This window comes from Coleofasciculus sp. A1-SPW-01 (genome assembly GCF_040217205.1).
In the GTDB taxonomy this organism is placed as follows: domain Bacteria; phylum Cyanobacteriota; class Cyanobacteriia; order Cyanobacteriales; family Coleofasciculaceae; genus Coleofasciculus; species Coleofasciculus chthonoplastes_A.
This window is the reverse complement of the sequence record NZ_JAVJNP010000024.1, coordinates 28,993-50,418: the sequence shown is the minus strand read 5'-3', so window position 1 is coordinate 50,418 and position 21,426 is coordinate 28,993. Positions and strand designations below refer to the sequence as shown.

General features: G+C 45.5%; 15 protein-coding genes and 1 pseudogene. 3 read left to right on the top strand and 13 right to left on the bottom strand.

Annotation, left to right across the window (positions count from 1 at the left end):
* A pseudogene (locus RH949_RS04725) lies at positions 1-188 on the top strand (photosystem II q(b) protein); the annotation flags it as partial.
* A gap of 327 nt (positions 189-515) precedes the next feature.
* Here RH949_RS04725 and RH949_RS04720 read toward each other — a convergent pair.
* The 8 genes from RH949_RS04720 to adhE form a co-directional block, all read right to left on the bottom strand.
* On the bottom strand, positions 516-959 hold the full coding sequence (locus RH949_RS04720; RefSeq protein WP_446352085.1) for an OsmC family peroxiredoxin: 444 nt from the start codon (positions 957-959) through the stop codon (positions 516-518).
* Between the two features lie 676 nt (positions 960-1,635).
* Positions 1,636-2,658 (bottom strand): radical SAM/SPASM domain-containing protein, encoded by a 1,023-nt coding sequence (locus RH949_RS04715; RefSeq protein ID WP_446352086.1) that lies wholly within the window; start codon positions 2,656-2,658, stop codon positions 1,636-1,638.
* Positions 2,659-2,974: 316 nt separating this feature from the next.
* Positions 2,975-4,399, bottom strand: a complete 1,425-nt coding sequence (locus RH949_RS04710) for a Ni/Fe hydrogenase subunit alpha (protein WP_006101686.1) — start codon at positions 4,397-4,399, stop codon at positions 2,975-2,977.
* A gap of 131 nt (positions 4,400-4,530) precedes the next feature.
* Complete coding sequence (locus RH949_RS04705; protein WP_446352084.1) at positions 4,531-5,079, bottom strand: NADH-quinone oxidoreductase subunit B family protein; 549 nt, start codon at positions 5,077-5,079, stop codon at positions 4,531-4,533.
* A gap of 183 nt (positions 5,080-5,262) precedes the next feature.
* Positions 5,263-5,979, bottom strand: coding sequence for a bidirectional hydrogenase complex protein HoxU (gene hoxU, locus RH949_RS04700; RefSeq protein ID WP_006101685.1), 717 nt, complete (start codon positions 5,977-5,979; stop codon positions 5,263-5,265).
* A 181-nt stretch (positions 5,980-6,160) separates the two neighbouring features.
* Positions 6,161-7,777 (bottom strand): NADH-quinone oxidoreductase subunit NuoF, encoded by a 1,617-nt coding sequence (gene nuoF / locus RH949_RS04695; RefSeq protein WP_446352083.1) that lies wholly within the window; start codon positions 7,775-7,777, stop codon positions 6,161-6,163.
* A 154-nt stretch (positions 7,778-7,931) separates the two neighbouring features.
* The gene (gene hoxE, locus RH949_RS04690) at positions 7,932-8,471 is read right to left on the bottom strand and encodes a bidirectional hydrogenase complex protein HoxE (RefSeq protein ID WP_044207783.1); all 540 of its coding nucleotides are present in this window, start codon (positions 8,469-8,471) and stop codon (positions 7,932-7,934) included.
* A 61-nt stretch (positions 8,472-8,532) separates the two neighbouring features.
* On the bottom strand, positions 8,533-11,217 hold the full coding sequence (gene adhE / locus RH949_RS04685) for a bifunctional acetaldehyde-CoA/alcohol dehydrogenase (RefSeq protein WP_446352082.1): 2,685 nt from the start codon (positions 11,215-11,217) through the stop codon (positions 8,533-8,535).
* Positions 11,218-12,042: 825 nt separating this feature from the next.
* Here adhE and RH949_RS04680 point away from each other — a divergent pair.
* Both RH949_RS04680 and RH949_RS04675 read left to right on the top strand, forming a co-directional pair.
* A complete protein-coding gene (locus RH949_RS04680; protein ID WP_446352081.1) occupies positions 12,043-13,383 on the top strand; it encodes a cytochrome P450 in 1,341 nt (446 codons plus the stop codon).
* A 446-nt stretch (positions 13,384-13,829) separates the two neighbouring features.
* Entirely contained in the window at positions 13,830-16,169 is a 2,340-nt protein-coding gene (locus tag RH949_RS04675) for an NACHT domain-containing protein (protein WP_006101629.1), read from the top strand.
* Between the two features lie 386 nt (positions 16,170-16,555).
* On the opposite strand, the gene RH949_RS04670 is transcribed toward RH949_RS04675, so the two are convergent.
* From RH949_RS04670 to RH949_RS04650, 5 genes are all read right to left on the bottom strand, one after another.
* Complete coding sequence (locus tag RH949_RS04670; RefSeq protein ID WP_446352080.1) at positions 16,556-17,068, bottom strand: L,D-transpeptidase; 513 nt, start codon at positions 17,066-17,068, stop codon at positions 16,556-16,558.
* Positions 17,069-17,109: 41 nt separating this feature from the next.
* Positions 17,110-17,751, bottom strand: coding sequence for a bifunctional 4-hydroxy-2-oxoglutarate aldolase/2-dehydro-3-deoxy-phosphogluconate aldolase (locus RH949_RS04665; protein ID WP_044207780.1), 642 nt, complete (start codon positions 17,749-17,751; stop codon positions 17,110-17,112).
* 476 nt (positions 17,752-18,227) lie between these two features.
* Positions 18,228-18,830: a hypothetical protein gene (locus RH949_RS04660; protein ID WP_446352079.1), complete on the bottom strand. Its 603-nt coding sequence runs from the start codon at positions 18,828-18,830 to the stop codon at positions 18,228-18,230.
* Positions 18,831-19,237: 407 nt separating this feature from the next.
* Complete coding sequence (locus tag RH949_RS04655) at positions 19,238-19,900, bottom strand: retron system putative HNH endonuclease (RefSeq protein WP_446352078.1); 663 nt, start codon at positions 19,898-19,900, stop codon at positions 19,238-19,240.
* Position 19,901: 1 nt separating this feature from the next.
* Entirely contained in the window at positions 19,902-21,254 is a 1,353-nt protein-coding gene (locus RH949_RS04650; RefSeq protein ID WP_044207666.1) for an AAA family ATPase, read from the bottom strand.
* Positions 21,255-21,426: the final 172 nt, after the last annotated feature.

The following is a 21,426-nucleotide window of genomic DNA, read 5'->3' as shown; positions in this document are numbered from 1 at the left end:
GATTCAACTTTAACCAGTCAATCCTGGATTCCCAAGGTCGTGTAGTCAACACCTGGGCAGACGTACTCAACCGCGCCAACTTAGGTTTTGAAGTTATGCACGAGCGCAACGCTCACAACTTCCCCTTAGACTTGGCGGCTGTTGAAGCTACTCCCGTAGCTCTGACTGCTCCTAGCATCAACAGCTAATTCTCTGATACCAAGTTGCAGTCTAAGGTAGAATCTGTCATGCTGAGCAAAACGCAGTGAAACGGAGTGACGCGAAGCATCTGCCCAGATTCTTCGCTTCGCTCAGAATGACATGATAAAACGCAACTTGGTATGAATCTGAATAGAGATTCGGTAAGTAGGGTGGGCATTGCCCACCCTACATTTTTTTATTACAAATTCAGAAAAAATGCCCTCCCACCTCCTTGACTGAGGTGAGAGGATGTCAAATCCTTACTGTTCCGAGATGTTGAAACTATTGCCTATTGCCTATTCCCTCTTCTTACCACAAAACTTATTCAGCAGACCCTACTTAGTTAAAGCCGCATCAAGTTCGATTTCTACATTTTGACGCAAGGCATTAGAAATTGGACAAGCTTTCTCCGCTTCTTGGGCAATCTGTCCAAATAGAGTATCGTCCAGGTTCGGAACTTTTCCTTGTGTGGCTAGACGCATTTTGGTGATCTTGAATCCCCCATTTTCCTGAGATTCTATCGAGCAGAATGCCTGCGTTTGAAGACTTTCAGCTTTATAGCCTTTTTCTGCCAAAGTATGAGCAAGCGCCATGGTGTAACAAGCCGCATGGGAAGAGGCAAGCAGTTCTTCAGGATTTGTACCTGGGATATCCTCGAAGCGCGTGGAAAAGGTGTAGGGAGTATCGTTGAGAATATGACTTGATGCATTAATGTGACCATTGCCACTTTTCAAGTCGCCATTCCATTGTGCTTGTGCTGTTCGGGTTAGTGTAGTCAAACTCCTACCTCCTAAGTTGTATTGAAGTGATGTTTTCTATTTATTGGTAAACGCTGTTGCGTGATTCACATCATTAGCCAATTTATAGTAGGAGTTATGGGTAGCAACTGCATGTGTCACAAGGTAGATTCTGTCTGATTAAGCTGAAATTACCCTCTGACAAATCGCTACACTGTATACCTATCTTGGCTTAGGGCGATTAGAAGAAGCTGAATCGCTCCGAACTGAGTGGGTAACTATTCCTTCGCGTTTATCCTTCTATCGTCAATCGGGATGGGGGGAACTTCAGCTTAATAAAAAAGCCCGAAACCCTTGCGGTTACAGCATTGCTATTATGGGCAATTCACCGGACTTGATATGAGCGATCACACCAATTACAACACCATGTAGGGGCACGGCAATGCCGTGCTGGAAATGAGAAGGATAAGGGTAAGCTGTTCGGCATTTAAACCTTAATGTCAATAATGGCGAAATCCTTGTAGTGCGAGCATCTTGCTCGCTACTAATACCCAATTTAAATGCATGACAGCTTATCTCTAGCAACTAGCGAGATTACTGACGCCAGACTTCATCGACAACATCCCCGGATGAACCCACTAATTGGATATGCAAGGGCATTTGACCAAACGCATGAGTCGAACAACTTAAGCAGGGGTCAAAGGCGCGAATTCCGGCTTCAAAATTTAACTTGCTCTTTTATTTTTTTATTTTCAAGGGAAACGATAGCTTCCTGCTCGTGCCTACGAAAACAGTATGAGCCAGGAATCATACGCCCGATTTCTTCTGCCACTTTGTTTGCACGAGACCACAAAGTTGCAAGTCCCTCTTTGTATATGCTACCATAAGCACTTCGTGCGAAGGGACAAGGTGAAAATGATCCATCAGCATGAATCACGCAAGATGAGCGACCACAGCTACATTCTGGAATATTAATAACATCAAGATCTGAACGGCAACAAGAAGCAATCTTCTCTCTCAACTGGCTGTACTGTTCACTAGTCATTGCTCCCAAACCAGGTGCAATAGAGGTGTTGGAAGTTGCCCGCAAAGGCGAGATATATACCTCAGTTATTCCTAGTTCCTCACAAAACTCTGGTAAATAGTCAAGCTGTTCAAAGGTTTTGTTAGATACAGTTAGACTTAGACTTACAAGAGGAACCCGTTGCTTGAGCGTCTTAATGGCAATAAGAGTATTATCGAAAGCACCTTCACCCCGACTCAAGTCATGTGTTTCTCGGTCTAGTCCATCAAGGGAAACAGCAACCTGATTGACACCAGCTTCGCCAAGCTGCGCGGCATTTTCTTCAGTGACAAGTACGCCATTGGTAATCACTTTAACAAAAATGCGATGGAAACGTAGCTGGCTAATGATATCTGTCAACTTGTTGTAGCATAAAGGTTCGCCACCGAGTAGAGTTACCCAAGGTATCTTGTTAGTAACTAATTCACTTATAACTTGCTCGTACTCTTCAGGGCTAGGATCGTCAATAGTAATTTCATCCGGCTGATAACAAAAGAGACACCGTTTTTTCAGGGGACAACGTTCTGTTACTTCCCATAATACGAACCACGGGGATTTTAGAGTCAATGTATCAAATTGATACTGCCAAGGGTCTTGGTATAAACCGATGCTTGCTGCGTCAATAATTGGTTCGATATTTACAGGTGGATGACATTGAATGAAGCCATTGTGCAGCATGTATGCGAAGGTTGTTCGCAATCGGTTGTCCCAATCATCCCTTAGAATATCATCAAGTAACGCTGAATCCTCTATTCGGTTCCATAAAGAGAGGGCGGATTCATTCAAAAGTTGCACGATAGGCGGTTGTCCATTCTTAGGCTTGAGAAGAAACAGACGATTATCAGTTTCAATCCTTGAAAAAACATCCTCGGATCGGGAAATAATTGATTGCATAGCTTTTTCCTCCTTAGATTTTTTGATTGTGGTAGACAGTTAACTTGAACCCTTAAACCAAAAATCTCCCGATTAAATCGGGAGATTTTTAAATCTGCGCTTAATGACGCCAGACTTCATCGACAACATCCCCGGATGAACCGACTAATTGGATATGCAAGGGCATTTGACCAAACGCATGAGTCGAACAGCTTAAACAGGGGTCAAAGGCGCGAATTCCAGCTTCAACTCGGTTTAATAACCCTTCAGGAATTTCATTCCCGTGGATATAATGTTTGGCAATTTGTGCCACCGTTTTGTTCATCGCCAAGTTATTTTGACCCGTGGCAATAATCATGTTGACTTTCTTGATAATGCCATTTTCATCCACATTATAATGATGGAACAATGTGCCTCGGGGCGCTTCACTGACACCAATGCCTTCTAAACTGTTAATTCCGGCTTCAGCCCGAGTGCGTTTGGAGACAATATCTGGATCTTCAACTAATTGTTCAATCCGTTCTAAAGCTGCCAGAATTTCCACTAAGCGGGCATAGTGATAGAAGAAGGATGAGGTGGCTACACCGCCTGCACGATCGCGAAATTCTTGTAACTCCCGATCAGCGGCTTCCGTACCCATGCGATCGCAGATATTCAGTCGGGCTAATGGACCCACTCGATAAATCCCATCCGGGTATCCTAAGGGTTTATAGTAGGGGAATTTCAAATAAGACCAAGGTTCAACCGCTTCACCCATAAAGTCTTGATAATCATCCTCACTGAGTCCATCCGCCACCATATTCCCTTCACTATCTTTGAAGCGAAGATGACCATCATAATGTTCCCAGACTCCATCTTTACCCACTAACCCCATAAACAGGGAGGGGAACAAACCAAAGGTTTCTACCTCGGTAGAAAACTTATCCAATAACTGCTTAAACAACCCCAAGGCGGTATCGAGAGTCGCGCGGGATTCCGGTAAGCGATCGCGTATCCAAGCCCGCCCCTCTTCCGATAAAGGCGATCGCACGCCGCCAGGAACCGCCCAGGCTGGGTGTATTTTCTTCGCCCCCAACAGTTCGATCACCGTCTGACCAAACTGGCGCAAGCGAATCCCACTGCGGGCTAAATCCGGATCAGCCGCAATTAAGCCAAACACATTCCGAGTCGCCGGATCACTATCCCAACCCAACAAAAAGTCAGGACTACTCAGATGGAAAAACGACAGCGCGTGAGACTGGGTAATTTGTCCCAAGTTCATCATCCGCCGCAATTTCTCACCCGCAGGCGGTACCTTCACCGCTTGAATTTTATCCCCCGTTTTCGCCGACGCCAGTAAATGACTTACTGGACAAATCCCACAAATTCGAGCCGTAATCCCTGCCATTTCCCACATCGGGCGTCCTTCACAGAACTTTTCAAAGCCCCGGAATTCCACCACATGAAATCGGGCGTCTTCCACTTCCCCTGCATCATCAAGAAAAATAGAAATTTTCGCGTGTCCTTCAATACGAGTAACCGGATCAATAAGAACTGTTTTAGCCATAACCTTCCTGTCTCTAGTTGTTTCTTGCTTTTGTATCCTTTGCCCTTTGTTGAGTTGATCAGTTAATTATTATTTGTTACCCACCCTCAACGTTAACCAATGACAAAGGACATAAGACGAATGACCAATGACTATCCAAACTTAATCATTTCCCGTCCTTCCATAACGGGTTTTTCACCGCGCAGTAACGGTTCAATTGTGGCTTGAATTCGGTCGGCTGGTGGTGGACATCCCGGCATAAATAAATCAACGTGAACCAACTCATGCACAGGGCGCACGCGGTCTAGTAATTCTGGCACAATTCCAGGGAAATTAGGCAATTGGGGATTCGCATCTCCCAACTCCAGATAACAGCGCTTCAGCACCGGTTCTGCCCCTCCTAACATATTCCGTAAGGCTGGTACGTTGGCAGTTACAGCACAATCGCCAAAGGAAATCAGGAATTTGGTGCGTTCTCTGGCGATGCGAATTAACTCCAAGTTTTCTTCATTCGCCACACCCCCTTCTACTAAACAAACATCCACATCTTTGGGGTACTCTTTAACATCAGAAGCCACTGGACTGTAAACCACATCCACTTTCTCAGCCAGTTCCAGTAGCCATTCGTCTAAATCCAGAAAGGACATGTGACAGCCAGAACAGCCACACAACCAAATCGTCGCTAATTTTATCTTTGCCATGCTTTATATCTCCCAACAATTGGTGATTGGTGATTGAGGATTTGTTAAAGAAAAGGGAAAAGGGAACAGGGAACAGTTAACAGTTAACAGGTAACAGGTAAGGTAGAGTTTTGAGTTAACTTACTCAGCTTCCCCAGCTCCCCCCGCTCCCCCCGCTCCCCCAGCTCCCCCCGCTTTCCTACGTCACCGAGTCCATTTATGCTCTTCCCGTGCGGTGACTAAAAATTCTACTTTCCCTCTGTCTTTTTCCATTTCCGCGACTGTGGAACCCTTGCGGAAAAGAGAACCTGTGGGACAAGCATCCACACACTTACCACAAGAGGTACAGGCTTCCACCTCTCCCCAAGGTTGAGCCAACCCGCTAATGATACGGGACGCCGGACCCCGCCCTGCTACATCCCAAACGTGAGCGCCTTCGATTTCGTCACAGACTCGCACACAACGAGTACAGAGAATACAACGATTGTGATCAAGACCGAAGCGATCGTGAGATACATCCACGTCTCGTTGTGGGAAACGGTAGGGGAAACGGGTGTGATCCATTCCCACCTCAATCGCCGCATCTTGCAATTGACAATTGCCATTCACTACACAGACGGCGCAGATGTGATTCCCTTCGGAAAACAGCATCTCGACAACCATGCGGCGGTATTCTTGGAGCGTTTCGGTATTGGTATGAACTTTCATTCCCTCCGACACCTCAGTAACGCAGGCAGGTAGGAGTTTGTTAATCCCTTCAATTTCTACCAAACATAACCGACAAGCGCCCACATCAGTGACCCCTTCCAGATGACACAACGTAGGAATATGAACACCTGCTTCTTTGGCTGCGGTTAGGAGGGTTGCACCTTCTTCAATGGCGACATCAACGCCATCAATGGTCAATGTTTTTACTGACATATCTTTTGTCCTTTGTCATTTGTCCTTGGTCATTCGTCCTTTGTCATTTGTCATTTGTCCTTGGTCATTCGTCAAAAACCCGATAACGTATGACTTATGAATAAGGGCGGGTTTTGTTGAAACGTTATCGGTCTTTCATTAGCGTTAGTCCCTAAACCCGCCCCTACAATTGACTGATGACTTATGACTTCACTGCCACTTTTCCATTCGGGCTATCTTGCAGTAGCGCCAGATACTCATCCCGGAAATAGCGCAGCGTACTCATGACGGGATTCGGTGCAGTTTGACCCAAACCGCACAAGCTGGTGTCTTTCACCATGCCACAGAGCTGTTCGAGTTGTTCGATATCTCTCATTGTGGCTTCTCCCTTGAGGATTTTGGTCAGCGCTTGGTACATTTGCACTGTTCCCACGCGACAGGGGATGCATTTGCCGCAGGTTTCTCCCCGACAGAATTCCATGTAGAACTGGGCAACTTCAATCATGCTGGTGGTTTCATCCATCACCACCATGCCGCCGGAACCCATCATCGAGCCGATTGTGACCAGTGAGTCGTAGTCTACTGGGGTATCCAGTAGGGATGCGGGGATACAACCGCCAGACGGTCCTCCCGTTTGCACTGCCTTCACTTCACCATCTGGTACACCGCCGCCCATTTCTTCGACAATTTCGCGTAGGGTAATGCCCATTGGCACTTCAATTAAACCATTGTTGCGGATTTTACCCGTTAGAGCGAACACTTTTGTGCCTTTGCTCTTTTCGGTGCCGATATTGGCGTACCATTCGGCTCCTTCCCGAATAATGACGGCAATATTGGCGAAGGTTTCCACATTATTAATTAAAGTCGGACATCCCCACAATCCTGATTGTGCCGGATAAGGGGGGCGGGGGCGGGGTAAACCTCGTCCACCTTCTACGGAGGCAATTAAGGCGGTTTCTTCACCGCAGACAAAAGCACCTGCACCGATGCGGATATCAACTTTGAAGTCAAAGGGAGAGCCGAAGATTTGACTACCTAGAAGGCTGAGCCTTTTGGCTTGCTTGATTGCCTTTTGCAGGCGATCGATCGCGAGGGGATATTCCGCCCGAACATAGATGAACGCTTGGGTAGCACCAACCGCATAACCCGCGATCGCCATTCCTTCTAAAACCCGATGGGGGTCACTCTCTAACACCGAGCGATCCATGAACGCACCCGGATCACCCTCATCCGCATTACAAATTACATATTTTTGCTCCCCAGGCATCTTCGCCATGGTTGCCCATTTCAATCCTGTGGGATAACCGCCGCCACCGCGTCCGCGCAACCCACTCTTGCTGATTTGATCGACAACCTCCGCCGGGGTCATATCATGAATAACTTTATAAAGGGACTGATACCCCCCAGCCGCAATATATTCTTCAATCCGTTCCGGGTCAATTTTGCCACTGGTTTCCCGGACGATTCGCATTTGGCGAGCAAAAAAGGGGTGATTCAGATCGCCCTCATTCGCCGTGGCTGTCCCGCCATTGAGTGATTCAATAATACTGGCAGCATCATCGGGAGTCACTTCCTCGTAGAGTTTGTCCTGGGGATCGATTTCCACCAAAGGACCTCGCCCGCAGAACCCCATACACCCCACACCGACGACTTGCACGCGATCGCCTAAATCTGCTGCTTTAACCGCTCCTTCTAAATTTTTCTTTACACCCAAGGAATTCGCCGCTTGGCAACCTGTTGACGTACAACAATGTACGCGGATGCTTTTTTGCGCCTGACGTTCTGCTTCAGCAATTTCTTGCAGTTCCGTTAAATCCATAATTTTCTCTCCTCATCAGTGGTGGAATAAACCCATCCGCACAAACGTGACTCTACCTCGTTGCATTCAAACCGATAACGTTTTCTCCCCAGACGCGCCATGGCGCGTCTCTACATGCTTCCTATCTACTACGTTTGACCGCAACTCGGTATTATTACTCCATCCATCCCTTCACCTTCTCCAGTGCCAATTCTGCGGTTTGTTTCGGCGCAACTGTGCCATCAAACACTACGGCTGGGGCGATACCGCAGGCACCGAGACAACGGGCGCTGAGCAAGGACATTTCGCCATCAGGGGTGGTGTCACCTACTTGGATGCCAAAATGCTCCTCTAGTGCCGATAGCACTTGTCCACCACCTTTGACGTAACAAGCCGTACCCGTACAAACCACACAAGTATGAGTGCCACCGGGCTTCAGGGAGAATAGGTGATAAAATGTCGCCACCCCATACACCCGACTCAGGGGCAGTTTTAGCCCTCGTGCTACATACAGCAACACGTCCTCCTCCAGATAGCCAAAGGCTTCCTGTGCCTTGTGGAGAACTTCAATCAAAACATCAGGACGATACTGAGCCCGCTTCATTGTGATATCCAGAACTTTGAAGCGCTTATCACCACTGGGATGTCCTTTCTTGGCTTCCTTCGGCTTTTTCGCCGCCGTGGTGTCTGCACGAGACGTGGGCACAGTTGCCATAGTTAACTCTCCTTTATTTTGAGTATCTGTAGGGTGGGCATTTGCCCACCCCACAAAAGGTTTACATCGTCGGTACGGCAGGTTGGGTATCGGATTTGATATTGGTATCACCGATCGCACCATTGCCGTTGACGGTTTCGACATCAGGAACCTCGCCCAAGTCGCCGTGATAGGCTTTGGTGAGGATTTCCTTAAGATCTTCAATCAAGGGGTAGCGGGGATTCGCGCCAGTACACTGATCATCAAATGCCTGATCTGCAACTTCATCCAGTTTGGCGAAGAATTCCGCTTCACTTTCCTTGATCACATCCTTCAGCGCCGCCGGAATCCCCACCTGACGCTTGAGTTCCTCAATCGCCCCAATCAGGTGATTGATTTTCTCGTCTTCGGTATCGCCGCCCAAGTGCAGGTAATCGGCAATCCGAGAATAGCGCCATTTGGCATTAGGATACTTGTATTGGGAGAACGTCGCCTGCTTAAAGGGCGCATCCGTGGCGTTATAGCGAATAACATGAGAAATTAACATGGCATTCGCTAACCCGTGGGGGACATGGAAAATAGCCCCTAATTGGTGTGCCATAGAATGACAGATGCCCAGGAAACTATTGGCAAACGCCATCCCTGCCATCGTGGCGGCATAGTGCATTTTCTCCCGCGCCTTGGGATCATTTGCCCCATTTTTGTATGCCGAAGGCAGGTATTTAAAGATCAGCCGGGTAGCTTCGAGTGCCAACCCATTGGTATATTCACTAGCTAACACCGAGACATAGGCTTCTAAAGCGTGAGTCAAGGCATCGACGCCCCCGAATGCGGTGAGACTCTTGGGCATATTCAGGACTAATTCGGGGTCTACGATCGCCATATTTGGCGTCAAGGCATAGTCCGCCAAGGGATACTTGATATCATTGCGGCGATCCGTTACTACCGCAAACGGTGTAACTTCTGAACCCGTTCCCGATGTCGTGGGAATGGCTACCATCATCGCTTTCTCACCCAAGGGGGGCAGTTCATACACCCGTTTGCGGATATCCATGAACCGCATCGCTAACCCCTCAAATTCAATCTCTGGATGCTCATACATCAGCCACATAATTTTGGCAGCATCCATGGGCGAACCCCCACCCAAGGCGATAATCACATCGGGCTTGAAGGTGTTCATCAACGTCAATCCCCGTTGTACGGTTTCTAAGGAGGGGTCTGGCTCTACGTCATAGAAGATATCGTATTTGATACCAATTTCAGCCAAAACCTCTTCGACGCTAGCCGTCATCCCCAGATCGTAAATGGGTTTGTCGGTGACGATAAATGCCCGTTCTTTCCCTGCTAACTCCCGCAGGGCGATGGGCAGAGACCCATACTTAAAGTACACCTTGGGTGGTATCCGGAACCAGAGCATATTTTCCCGCCGTTCCGCGATCGTTTTTATGTTCAGCAGGTGTTCCGGTCCCACATTTTCACTGATGGAGTTCCCTCCCCAAGTACCACAACCCAGCGTCAACGAGGGATCAAGGCGGAAGTTATAGATATCCCCGATCGCACCTTGGGAGGAGGGGGTATTAATCAAGACGCGAGACGCCTGAACTTGGTCTTCAAACCGTTTAATATGGTCAGCATTGGCTGGATTGGTGTACAGCACCGCCGTATGTCCACGTCCGCCAAATTCAACCAACTGTCCGGCTTTGTCTACCGCATCCTCAAAGTTTTTCGCCCGATACATTGCCAGAACGGGGGAGAGTTTCTCGAAGGAAAAGGGTTCATCAATGCCAATCTTTTCCACTTCGCCAATAATCACCCGGGTTTGTTCCGGTAAGGTAAATCCAGCTAATTCGGCTAACTTCTCAACAGGTTGACCGACAATTTCGGCATTTAAGCGCCCATTGACAATAATTTTACTCCCCATTTTTTCCCGTTCTTCTGGCGTCAAGAAGTAAGCGCCGCGATTAATAAATTCTTGGCGAACTTCCTCGTAAACATTATCCAAGACAATCACCGACTGCTCACTGGCGCAGATCATGCCATTGTCAAAGGTTTTACTCAGAATAATCGAAGACACCGCCATTTTAATGTGAGCGCTGGAATCAATCACCGCTGGCGTGTTTCCTGCACCAACACCGAGAGACGGATGACCCGAAGAATAGGCGGCTTTCACCATTCCCGGACCCCCGGTTGCCAGGATCAGCTTCACATCGGGGTGCTGCATCAAAGCTTGGGAAAGAGGCACCGTTGGTTCATCAATCCAGCCGATAATATTCTCAGGTGCGCCAGCCGCTACCGCCGCGTCTAAGACGACTTTTGCCGCTTCCAGGGTGCATTGTTTGGCACGGGGATGAGGGGAGAAAATAATCCCATTTCGGGTTTTCAGAGCAATTAATGCCTTAAAAATCGCCGTTGAGGTGGGGTTGGTGGTGGGTACGATCCCCGCTAAAATACCAACGGGTTCAGCAATTTTCTGGAAACCGAACGATTTGTCCTCTTCGACAACACCACAGGTTTTGTCGTGTTTGTACTTGTTGTAGATCATTTCCGAGGCAAAGTGGTTTTTAATCACCTTGTCCTCAACCACTCCCATTGCCGTTTCACTAACGGCTAATTTTGCCAGAGGAATACGGGCTGCATTAGCTGCGAGTGCCGCTTTTTTAAAGATGGCATCGACCTGCTCTTGCGTATAACCAGCGTATTGGGTTTGAGCGTTTTTAACCCGTTTAATTAATTCTTCGAGTTCCTGATGGTTCGTGACTTTGATCATGTTAGTTGCAGTAAGTCTCGTCATGCGTATTGATTACAGTCCTCACACCCACTATTGAGGTTGTTCTTGTTATTACTCGCTCGTGTATAAATCGGGCAGGTTTCCCGGCTAAAGCGACTGATTTTCTCTTTAAGTCGTCACCGAGATAAATCCTATCTCCGGTTGTTTATAATCTGTGGTCTTAAGCGAAGTCCAAGGCATATTTTCCTGTCCTTTGTCCTAACCTATCGTCTGTTCTGATTACCGTTTCATCGCTGCCAATAGTATCGACTCCCAGTATAAAGTGGGCGGGGAAAGCAAAAAATCTCCTAATGGGAATACTAACATCTGATCCTCCTAATTCCCTAGGATGATTAACCAAATGATCAACAAGCAGACCGTTCCTCCCAATGCAGTATAGATCAAGGATTCATGTCTAGGGGAGTCCTAAGAATCTAAGAAATACTTTTTCCTCCCGTCACACCTACTATACTATCTCGAATGGGAGATTTGTAAACCAATAAATCCATGATTTTTTTAAGATTGCGCTAGACTTAAGCCTCCTGATTTTTAGACTTTCTTAATAAACAACGTTCTAGTTGTTCAAACGTCAGACTAGCTTTTTTCAACCTGCCAAAACTGTTAACCATGAACCAAGTATCCGACAAGGCGGCTGCATGTCCTTAATAGCACTTGCCGTATCGGTTTGTCGATAGGGAAACAGTAGGGACACGGCAGTGCAGTGCCCCTACCGATGCGACGGGGTTCCTTTATCTCCAGACGTAAACGTTGCAAATTTAAAATAAACTTAACACAATGAAATTATTCTTTTAATATTGATAGGCGATGACGACCACTGACGAACTAAAATCCCGACCCTTACCTCCCGGTGATTTCGGTTTACCGTTGATTGGGGAAACCATCCAGTTTTTCCGTGATCCCGACTTTGCCCAGAAGCGTCATCAAAAGTACGGGTCAATATTCAAGACAAAGTTATTTGGACGTCCCACGGTGATGATTAGTGGTTCCGAGGCGAACCGCTTCGTCCTCACTCATGAGAACCAGTACTTTACCAGCACCTTCCCCCCCAGCACAAAAATACTCTTGGGACCTGCGTCTCTAGCGGTACAGGGCGGTTTGAACCATCTTCAACGACGCAAAATCCTCTCCCAAGCCTTTCAACCTAGGGCATTAGCAGGGTATTTGACCGATATGGCAGAGATTGCCCAAGGTTATCTACACAAATGGGAGCGTCTGGGTACATTTACATGGTATCCAGAACTGAGAAATCTCACCTTTGACATCGCCTGCAAATTGCTGGTTGGCGTAGATTCCGCCTCAGAAACGCTGATGGGCAAATGGTTTGAAGAGTGGTGTCAGGGATTGTTTAGTATTGCCTTACCCTTACCGTGGACGAAATTTGGTCGTGCGTTGCATTGCCGCAAGCAACTACTGAACCAGATTGAGCAGATTATACGCCAACGCCAACAATCCAGCGACCCTGGTCAAGATGCATTGGGACTGCTGTTGCAAGCACGGGATGAACAGGGTAATCGTCTGAGTTTAGAGGAACTCAAAGACCAAATTTTACTGTTGCTCTTTGCGGGTCATGAAACGTTAACATCGGCACTGGCATCTACTTGTCTTCTCTTAGCCCAGCATCCCGATATTTTAGCCGCCATCCGCGCCGAACAACAGCAACTGAATCTGCAAAGTCCATGGACGATGGAGGATTTAAAGCAGATGACGTATCTTGAACAAGTCCTCAAGGAAGTCATGCGTCTGATTCCCCCTGTTGGTGGTGGGTTTCGGGAAGTGATTCAATCGTGCGAGTTAAATGGTTATCAATTACCAAAAGGATGGTCAGTTCAATATCAAATTAGCAGAACTCATCACGATAGTGATATTTATACGCAACCAGAACAATTTGACCCAGAACGGTTTAATCCAGAACGGGTGGAGGATAAATCCAAACCCTTTAGTTATGTTCCCTTTGGCGGTGGGGTGCGCGAATGTTTGGGACGAGAGTTTGCCAAATTGGAGATGAAGTTATTTACCGCATTGTTAGTGCGCGATTATCAGTGGGAACTGCTTCCGGAACAGAATCTGGACATGGTTGCAGTACCGACACCCCATCCCCGCGATGGTTTGCGGGTTAATTTTTGGCGGCGAGAGGCTGAAAATTAGGTCTTTGTCACATAGTCACGTCGGGTGGGTTAGGCGGGGCTTAAATTTTATAAAGGGCGCAAGTCTTTGCGCCCCTACGAACGGCATATATTATTTAAATAAATGCGACGTTTATGTCCAATTCTCAACTGATATAAACCCTACCTAGATTCAATAATACATTCTCAGCATTAATAGGGGTGGGTTACGGCGGATAACTCATTGAATAGTTATCGCTTCAGTTAAAACTCCGCCTAAACCACCCTACGTTTTTTTGATCAAAGTATTTCCCACTGGTCTCTTTTTTTGAGATAAAAGTTTTTTTATTCTGTGTATTGATGTTGTAATATTGCTACAAAATTGGCAGAGGGGTTGGGGGTGAGGGCTGGCTGAGGCGATACACAGACAACGGGAACGGGAATACTGAGAAAAAAGCCCCCAGTTGTCAGTAGTAGGTAACAGCAGCAATGGCTAAGCGATCGCTAAAAGCATCCACTATCGGTATCACTCAGGCAAAACAAGCCTTTGAACGCAAGGGATGGACTCAAGAATACCTCGCCGCCCAGGTGGGTTTAGAAACCCGCCACTCGGTTTGGAAGTTTTTTCGCGGGAAACCGATTGATCGAGCCTATTTTATTGATATCTGTTTTCAATTAGATCTGGATTGGCAAGATATAGCCGATTTTCCGCCAACCTCTGTACTCTCAACCCCAACCCCAGAAAGCAATACACCCAGCCAAATTGACGCTTGGGTGCAACTAATGCGATCGCAACTTCAGGATCACATCCAGGTTCAAGCGGGTATCCTGCAATCCTCCTTTGATGTCACCCAGCCTCTACTCCTGGATCACCTCTATACCCACGTCAAAATCTTACCCCACCTCACCCATCAGCGATGGCTTGAGGTGTCTGACTTACAGGGTTCTCAGCCCAAAACAGGCGATCGCGTTCGCTTAACTCAACTGAATCAACCCGCCATTCCGGGAATGGAGGCGGTGATGATGCATTCTAAACTCACCCTTCTCGGTAAACCGGGTGCAGGCAAAACCACGTTCTTACAATATCTTGCCCTTCAATGCAATGCAGGTCATTTTAAACCAGACTGTATTCCCGTCTTTATCTCCCTGAGACAATTTACCAAACAAGCCCGAACTACTGGTAATTTCAGTTTCCTCAATTATCTGAGTACGAAGTGGAAAACTTTTGGCATTTCTCCAGAACAGATAGAACTCTTACTTCAACACGGAAAAGTCCTACTATTACTCGACGGTTTAGATGAAGTATCCAAAGCCGATACCCCAGAATTGCTGCAACAGATACAACTCTTTGCAGATGAGTATTACCAAAATCAGATTATTATTACCAGTCGCATCGCCGCCCAACAATACCACTTTCGCGGCTTTACTTATGTCGAGTTAGCCGATTTTGACACCCATCAAATTGAAACCTTTGCCAAAAAATGGTTTACCGCCACCAACAAAAATTATCAGCGCGTCGGATTAGCCAAAGCCACTCAATTTCTGGAACAATTACACCGTCCGGAAAACCAACCGATTCGAGAACTCGTCGTCACCCCAATTTTACTTAGTTTAGTCTGTTCCGTATTTCAGGAACGGGCAACCTTTCCCAGCAAACGCGCCAAACTCTATCAGGCGGGATTAGATATTTTGTTAGTGCGCTGGGATAAAGCCAGAGGAATTCAACGGGATCAAACCTATCGCAACTTACAGCTTCCTGATAAGATAAAACTCCTGAGTCAAATCGCAGCGACGATGTTTGCACAGGGGAACTACTTTTTTGAAAAAAGTGAAGTTCTGCCGATTATTTCTGACTATCTCCATAATTTACCCAATGGGAGTCAGGATTTAGAAACCCTGTGGTTAACCAGTGAAGGCGTTCTCAAAGCCATTGAGTTACAGCATGGATTACTCGTGGAACGGGCGCGAGATATTTATTCCTTTTCTCATCTCACGTTTCAGGAATATCTAACCGCCCGAAAAATTGTCGCAACTCAAAGCACAGAGGCACTGCAACAGTTAGCGACTCATATCACTGATTCCCAATGGAAGGAAGTCTTTTTGCTCACTGTGAGTCTGTTACCTACGGCGGATCTATTACTCCAGCTAATCAAGGAGGAAATTGATAAGTTAGTTAAGGACGATCGGCAAATGAAGGCTTTTATTGACACCATTGATCAGAAAGTCAATCAGCTAAAACTGGATTGCCACCCTGCTGCATTACGAGCCTTTTACTGGACATTATTTCAGGATCGGGATTTAAACTTAGCGGTGTCTCTTGATGCCAAGCTAGCCCAGGAATTACCCAACGATTTAGCCTTAGATTTAACCCTAGCACGGGCATTTGATTTAACTGAGATACTAATCAAGAAGCCTACTGTTAAACAGATTCTTAACCTAGAATTTGCCTTAGATTTTGAGCGAACCTTTCAGTTGGACAAAGCATTTCAGCAGTCTCTCCAGCAAATTAAAGCTCAACTTCCTGATCCCGCCCAAGGAAAAGAAGGGTTACAAGCTTGGTGGCAAGTTAACGGTGAAGCTTGGCTGCAACAGTTTCGTGCTATTATTATTGAGTATCGCGCTATTGGGCAAGATTGGCAGTTTAGTCAAGACCAATGGCAACGATTACAGCAATATTATCAGGCAAATCAGTTTCTTGTTGATTGTCTCAATAGTGAGGGTCAAGTGAGTGCTGAGGTGAGGGCGGAAATCGAAAATAACGTGTTGATTGTTGATGAGGGAAGTTGCGATTCTTCACTTCCTTCAAGAACATGGCGCGTGAATTTGTAGGGGCGGGTTTAGGAAATTACGTTTCGCTATTGATGATAATCTTTATTCAAAACCCGCCCTGATTATCTGAGGGGTTTCACTATTATTATTTCTTGCCTTCTGCCTTGTCTTCACCAATAGGATAAGTATTCAACTAGACATGATAAGCTGTCATGCATTTAAATTGGGTGTTAGTAGCGAGCAAGATGCTTAGTAGCGAGCAAGATGCTTAGTAGCAAATCGCTAGGCGTGTATTTACAACTCCCGTACCTGAAACTGAGTCCAGATGAGATGTTCGTACAAACAAAGTGTAACTAGACCAGCGCGAAGCGCTATAGTAGCGAGCAAGATGCTCGCACTACATACAAGCCATTATTGACATTAAGGTTTAAATGCCGAACCGCTTATCACTGATGAATCACCACTGGCGTTCCCACAGATGCCCAATTATATAACCACTCGGCGTGATCAACTGCTACATTCACACAACCATGACTCATCCGAGTGCCAAAGTTATTGTGCCAATAAGCTCCATGAATCGCATAGCCACCTTGGTAATACATGGTATACGGCACATTAGAGATATCATAACCCGGACCCCGCATGCGATCGCGCCGCAGCTTGGTTTGAATGTTAAAGACACCTGTACGGGTAGGTGTAGCCTGTTTCCCGGTGGAGACAATCACCGCATAGACTTGTTCCCCTCCTTCCCAAGCAATTAACCGTTGATTGCTGAGATTAATTTCAATCCAGCGCTGATTCGTATTTTGCAGCGCCGCCATTTTGCTGGCAATCTGTTCAGTGTGGGGTGTGGGATGGGCGACAGGTGTCTCAAACCCAAACATAGTTGTAGCTAAGGCGACGCCGACTAGGAAAGTTGCAAAACGGCGTCCCCAAGGGGCAAATTTGATGCTTTTCATGGAAACTGGGGAGATGACACAATGATCCTCTTATTTCTATTTTATGGATCACCGCTGAATTGGGATCGAAGTTTTTTCGCCCGTTGGGTAATTCCGTGCCAATCCCCAGACGCGATGAGAGATGTGGGGAACAAGTCTCCCGCCAATCCGACCGCGATCGCACCGGCTGTGATAAAGTCTTTAGCATTGGCGAAGGTGACGCCGCCTGTAGGAATCAGGGGAATATGACCCAAAGGTCCTTGTAAGGCTTTAATATAACTGACACCGCCTACTGCCTGAATCGGAAACACCTTAACGCAACTTGCCCCCGCATCCCAAGCCGTCACAATTTCACTGGGAGAAAGTGCGCCAGGAATAATAGGAACTCCCGCATTAACAGCCGTATTAATTAGAGTGATATTGGTATGAGGGGTAAACAGAAACTCAGCCCCCGCCTCAATAGCCTGTTTTACCTGTTCCAAGTTTAGTAATGTTCCTGTACCAATCGTACAGTCTGGTAACGCTTGACGCAGATGACGAATTAAATCAGCAGCCGCGTCTGTATTCCAGGTAATCTCAATTAACTTTATTCCCCCGGCGGCTACCGCCTGCGCCATTTGACGTCCTACAGATTGGTCAGACGCCCGAATCACGGCAATAGTACGATAATCTTGCAGAAGAGTCAACCAAGATTGATTTGATATACTCACAACGTTATACTTACTGATGTCATTTAGCTTAAATCGAATGTCACGCTCCTTAAGCAGAATGTTAGCAACTTAGACGCCAGGAAATCAATTTCCGGAACCCAAGCTCAAGTAAGAATCGAGCTGACTAAGTAAGCTTTAGCTCTTAGACGTCAGGAAATAAATTTCCGGAACTCAAGCTCAAGTAAGAATCGAGCTGACTGAGTAAGTATTACAACCCGTTAAAACGGGTTTTAGCTTTTAGCCCGTAGACGCGGAGCGGCTTCTCTTCGAGTACTTTAGTTCAGGGCTTTAGCTTAGACGTCAGGAAATAAATTTCCGGAACCCAAGCTCAAGTAAGAATCGAGCTGACTAAGTAAGTATTACAACCCGTTTTAACGGGTTTTAGCTTTTAGCCCGAACTTTAGTTCAGGGCTTTAGCTGCCCAGTTTTTCCTCAGGGCTTGTGAGCTATTTTACAGGCTAAAGCCCTTACTACAAACTTTGCAGCCATTGCTTAAACTCTTGCTTAACCTGTTGTTCCCGTTGAGCAACGGTTGCACCCGCTTCACCCATCTTATTCTCAACCTCAGCTTGCTTGTGTTCTACAACAGTAGGTTCTACCGTTTGAGATTGTGCTTTTAACTGATTGTACCAAGCGGCAAAATTTTCTAGGCGCTGCTTCAACCGCTCATAACGACTGCGCTCAATTTCAGTCCCCTTACTATCAGGGTTGACCTCGTGGCTATTCATCGTAGCATAGTGATGCCGCAAATCCGTATAAGCTTGGCGCAAATAGGGAAACAGGCGACTTTTAAGCACTTTGGAGACGGCGATAACCATAGATTTAGAACGAAGCCCAGGGGTTTTTGGCGTGGCTTCCCCGTTTTCGTTCTCTAGTTTATCTGCCCTTGCCAAAATCTCCGATAAATTTTCTTGAATAATCCCGCGAATTTCACCCGTTCCGTCTTTCACTTCCGCAAAACTTTTCGAGAAAGCCTCTTGAACAATTTCTTGAATTCGTTCTGCACGTTCCCTTTCTAGGGACTTAGCTTTCTGAAAATCAGTGGTGATGCGTTCTTTAGTAGATTCAGACATAGTTATTCCTCATCGCTTTGATTAACTCGGTTTCGAGACTTCTGCTAAAAAGCTTGTTCTACTCCCAATTTAATCTTGGCAAATTTATCCGTAAGTTTCCGGTGTGGTTTACCCCTAGTTTTGGCGTGTTACTTCGACAAATTGTAGGAATACTACGACATTAAGTACGGATATCCGACGATTGAGCTTATTTCATCGACTATCCAATTGAGGCGGATTCCTGTTCCCCCCTTTTTAAGGGGTGCTAGGGGGGATCTCCCGATGTTCAATACATGCTTCCCAGTCGTATTGTGCATTTTCCCAACCTACTTGACTCTCTTGAAAGCAGAGGATGCTTCGCTTTTATTGCACGGGGATTTAGGGGGATCGACAATGTACCGCATAGCAGAGCAAACTGCTATATTATTTTACCCTTGGCTTTTGGCTTGATTCTTCGCCACGGATAATTTTTTATTTAAGAGACAAACAACAAATTTACAATAAGGTCGATATTTAGCTGTTTGAGTCACATTGTCAAATTTAGCAATTTCCTTACTTAAAATACCAACCGTCCAAGACTTAGATGGATATTTTTTACGCAAGCCCTCAATCACAGCATCCATAGCCGCTTTGCGATTTCTAGTCAAGGTTTCTAAATTGAGATTCAAAACCTCGTTTAATTCGTTATTAATCGTTTCATCATCAGAGTAGATTTGACCACTACTGCTGTATTTGATGAAGTTCTCACAGTTCTTACTCGCGTCAGCCGGATTAATCGTAATTTCTGTTTCACCCTTTCTCGTATCACAGTGTTGTAAACGTTGAGGTTGACCTTGATTACCGTGACAAGCACCAAGTAAATTTCTGTAATCTAATTGTAAATTGGGATAAATACTCTGGGGTTGCCAATGCTCAATCTTCATAGTATCGCGGGCTATGCGTTGCATACAGTAACAACAAATATATCCTTGCTCAATCAACAACAATTGGCGTAAATCATCTTTTTGTGGATAGTTATCATAATCAGCGTAAGGCTGTGAACGGTGTTCTACTAATGAGCGGGGTTCGTTGCCTTTGACAATATGCTTCACGTTATTCGGTTAAAAAACTAATCAGTGTTTGACCCCGAATAACTTCCGGGTCATTTTCACCCAGTAACTCAGCGAGTTCTTGCAGTTTTATTTTAGCATCCTCTATTTTCTCTTCATCGATCAAAGCAAAACAAGCATTGATTTTTTCCTGCACTTGATTGGGGCGTTCTTTCACCCCCATCAATTCATATAAAATTGAATTGCTATCTCTACCATAGGTATGAGGCGTTACTTCAACAAGTTGAAAGTCTTCTAAAATAAATACATTTTCTCGTTTGACGTTACTCAGAACTTGAGGCGAATGAGTTGTCACAATAAACTGACAATTCGGAAAAGTACGGGTCAGGCTGGGAATCACTATTCTTTGCCATTGGGGATGCAAATGTAAATCAATTTCGTCAATTAAAACAATACCTTCGCCTTCTAACGCATTAACTCCCAAACCAGGATTAGCAATTGCCAATCGCCTCGCCAAGTCAGTCACCAACATTAACAGCATCTTTTGTCCATCTGAGAGTTGCTCTAACTTGAAGTCTTGATTATTTTTGGTGATTGTTAAGGAAGGGGGGGCAGGGTTGCGAGTAAAATCAAGATTTCTTTGGGATTTTGATCTAACTACCCGCAGGTTATGAAAATCGCTATCGGGAAACTCTGCTAAAAATACTTCTATTGCCTTTCTGATGACCTCTAAGTTGGGATTTCTATATGCATTATCTTGGCGCAAGCGAATTTCATTCTCGTAATCCTCTTCTTGTCTAAACCATATTAAAAAATCTTGAAAGTTATTTATTTCGGGATTAAATGCTCCCCTGTAAGCATTCAATTGATTAATTCTGCATTGAATGATTGTGATATCTAAATCATCTAAGTCAATGGTTTGAGTGCCTAAAACCATTCGACGAGTTCTGTAATATATTAGTAAAGGTAAATTTATAGATTGATTTTCTTGTTGTAATTGTTGGCGCAAATATTCAATATAATGATTGACTTGATCATAGTTGCCTGAAACTTCTTGTTTATTGATATTTTTTTGGATTTTCCAACATATTTTATTGCTAGACTCTAATGAGATTGTAACGGATGCATAAGATTCTTTGGCTTCCAGCTTAATATCATCTATTTTGAAAGTTTCATTGATTTTTTTGGAAACAGTATCAGATTCAAAAAGATCAGTGAGTTCAATTTTAAGTATTCGTATTTCTAGTTGAATCAAAAGAGCAGCGATGCAATCCAATATAGCTGACTTGCCTGAACCATTTACTCCAATAAGTATAGCTGTATTATCAGGTGGAAACTTAAAATGTATCTCTTGAAAACATCTAAAGTTTTGAATACGTAATTCATCAATATGCATAAATAGCCCGAAATGAATAATTTATATAAAATATTTTACTTGAAAACCTTTGCCAATTCAAATAAACTCAGCCATTAGCCCTCTACAAAATCTCAGTCACTTGCCTAGCCACCCTATAGCGTCAATCTAGGAATCACAGTTAACAGCTACAAGACGTAATCAGTCAATTGTA